3 protein-coding genes are annotated in these 2,576 nt (G+C 66.8%); all 3 read right to left on the reverse strand.

Going from position 1 to position 2,576, the window contains the following annotated elements; translation table 11 throughout:
* Positions 1–468 (reverse strand): hypothetical protein (locus IEY93_RS39015; RefSeq protein WP_308425765.1); only part of this gene is annotated, 468 nt, incomplete at its 3' end.
* A 158-nt stretch (positions 469–626) separates the two neighbouring features.
* Positions 627–1,916, reverse strand: a complete 1,290-nt coding sequence (gene clpX / locus IEY93_RS35675) for an ATP-dependent Clp protease ATP-binding subunit ClpX (RefSeq protein WP_189167589.1) — start codon at positions 1,914–1,916, stop codon at positions 627–629.
* 180 nt (positions 1,917–2,096) lie between these two features.
* Positions 2,097–2,576 (reverse strand): ATP-dependent Clp protease proteolytic subunit (locus IEY93_RS35680; RefSeq protein ID WP_229691750.1); only part of this gene is annotated, 480 nt, incomplete at its 5' end.

Genomic DNA, 2,576 nt, shown 5'->3' on the forward strand with positions numbered 1-2,576 from the left:
CGGCAGCACGATGGTGAACGGCTCGCGCTCGCTGCCGGCGTCCGCCGAGAAGTAACCCTCCGCTACCCAGCGCTCGTAGCTCCGGGTCTCGACGTCGGCGGGTGCGTACTGGGTCGGCAGCTCAGGCGTTGTCACAGTCCCCAATTGTAGGGATGACGGGCACTCCCCCGTGTCCCATCGGACGCCGTCCGATACTCGGTATACGGTCGCGTTCACCGAAAATCCAGCTTGGGACGGCTGAAAGTGCCGCCTGTCACGGTCTGTAACACGCCCGCGACATGCGCCGGAGGCGGCGGCCGGTCGGTCGGCGCACTGCGAACCGGACATGACGGGAGCATGCGGCCGACCGAAGTGCTGGAACAGCGCGCGAGCCGCACGCGGCCGGACCGACGACGGAGACTGCGCGAGCGCCGCGGGGCGACGTAGGGCCATGGCCGATCGCGTGGCGGGACGAAGTGGCGTGAGCATCCCACGGCGCGGCGATGCGGGCGGATGACGCGGTGCCTGCGGCTGAGGGGAGGGTGCCGCACAGGGCACCGGGAGCGGGCCGTGCCGGCCCGAGGCGATGCGAAAGGGGCGCGCCCGGCGTTCGCGCCCGCCGTCCCCCGCGGCGGGCGCGACTCGCCTCAGGCGGACTTCTCCCTGGGGGGGCGCTGCTGCTGCTTGGCGGCGTTGAGCTGGTCGCGCGGCACCAGGGTGGGGTTCACGTGCTCCAGCACCGACTCGCGGGTGATGACGACCCGGGCGACGTCCTGCCGGGACGGCACCTCGTACATCACCGACAGCAGGACCTCTTCCATGATGGCGCGAAGGCCACGGGCGCCGGTGCCGCGCAGGATCGCCTGGTCGGCGATGGCCTCCAGGGCGTCGTCGCTGAACTCCAGCTCCACGTTGTCGAGCTCGAACAGCCGGCGGTACTGCTTGACCAGCGCGTTGCGCGGCTCGGTGAGGATCTGGATGAGCGCGTCGCGGTCGAGGTTGTGCACGCTGGTGATCACCGGCAGGCGGCCGACGAACTCGGGGATCATGCCGAACTTCAGCAGGTCCTCCGGCATGACGTCGGCGAAGATGTCCGAGGAGTCGATCTCGTCCTTGGAGTGGATGATGGCGTTGAAGCCGATGCCCTTCTTGCCGATGCGCGACTCGATGATCTTTTCGAGCCCGGCGAAGGCGCCGCCGCAGATGAACAGCACGTTCGTGGTGTCGATCTGGATGAACTCCTGGTGCGGGTGCTTGCGCCCGCCCTGTGGCGGCACGCTCGCGGTCGTGCCCTCCAGGATCTTCAGCAGGGCCTGTTGCACACCCTCGCCCGAGACGTCCCGGGTGATCGAGGGGTTCTCGCTCTTACGGGCGATCTTGTCGACCTCGTCGATGTAGATGATGCCCGTTTCGGCCTTCTTGACGTCATAGTCGGCGGCCTGGATCAGCTTGAGCAGGATGTTCTCGACATCCTCGCCCACATAGCCCGCCTCGGTGAGCGCAGTGGCGTCCGCGATGGCGAACGGGACGTTCAGCATCTTGGCGAGCGTCTGCGCGAGTAGGGTCTTGCCCGAGCCGGTCGGGCCGAGCAAGAGGATGTTGGATTTGGCCAGCTCTATGCCGTCGTCGCGGCCACGTTCGCCGGACTGCACCCGCTTGTAGTGGTTGTAGACCGCCACCGAGAGGGCCTTCTTCGCCTTGTCCTGTCCGATGACGTAGGCGTCGAGGAACTCGTAGATCTCTCTCGGCTTGGGAAGACTGTCCCACTTGAGCTCGGAGGACTCGGAGAGCTCCTCCTCGATGATCTCGTTGCAGAGATCGATGCACTCATCGCAGATGTAGACGCCTGGTCCGGCGATGAGCTTCTTGACTTGCTTCTGGCTCTTCCCGCAGAACGAGCACTTCAGCAGGTCTCCGCCGTCGCCGATGCGTGCCACCCCAGATACTCCTTTGCGTGGGACCGCCTGCTCCGCGATCCGAATCTTGCGGACTCGGTCCGAAAAGTCATCCCGCTCAGGTTTCGACGTTACCGTCTTCTGGGCCCTCAGTGCGCCCCCTAGCGGTGAGTCGCACCGGAACGTGCCCAATTGGGCACCGTTCCGGTGCGATCCGCGTCCTCAGGAAGCAACCGCTTGAGCGCGCTTCTTCCGTGAGGGGATGATGTCGTCGATCAGGCCGTATTCCTTCGCCTCGTCGGCGTTGAGGATCTTGTCGCGCTCGATGTCGCGACGCACCTGGTCGGCGGTCTTGCCCGAATGCCGGGCGACGATGTCCTCCAGCAGCGCCCGCATGCGGAGGATCTCGCGCGCCTGGATCTCGATGTCACTGCCCTGGCCGCCACCCTCGGTGGACGGCTGGTGGATCAGGACACGAGCGTTCGGCAGTGCGAACCGCTTGCCCGGGGTGCCGCCGGCCAGCAGCACGGCCGCGGCGGAGGCCGCCTGGCCGAGGCAGACCGTCTGGATCTCGGGCCGGACGAACTGCATCGTGTCGTAGATCGCCGTCATCGCGGTGAACGACCCGCCGGGCGAGTTGATGTAGATGCTGATGTCGCGGTCGGGGTCGAGCGACTCCAGGGTCAGCAACTGGGCCATCAC

Source organism: Sphaerisporangium melleum (genome assembly GCF_014646695.1).
GTDB lineage: Bacteria > Actinomycetota > Actinomycetes > Streptosporangiales > Streptosporangiaceae > Sphaerisporangium > Sphaerisporangium melleum.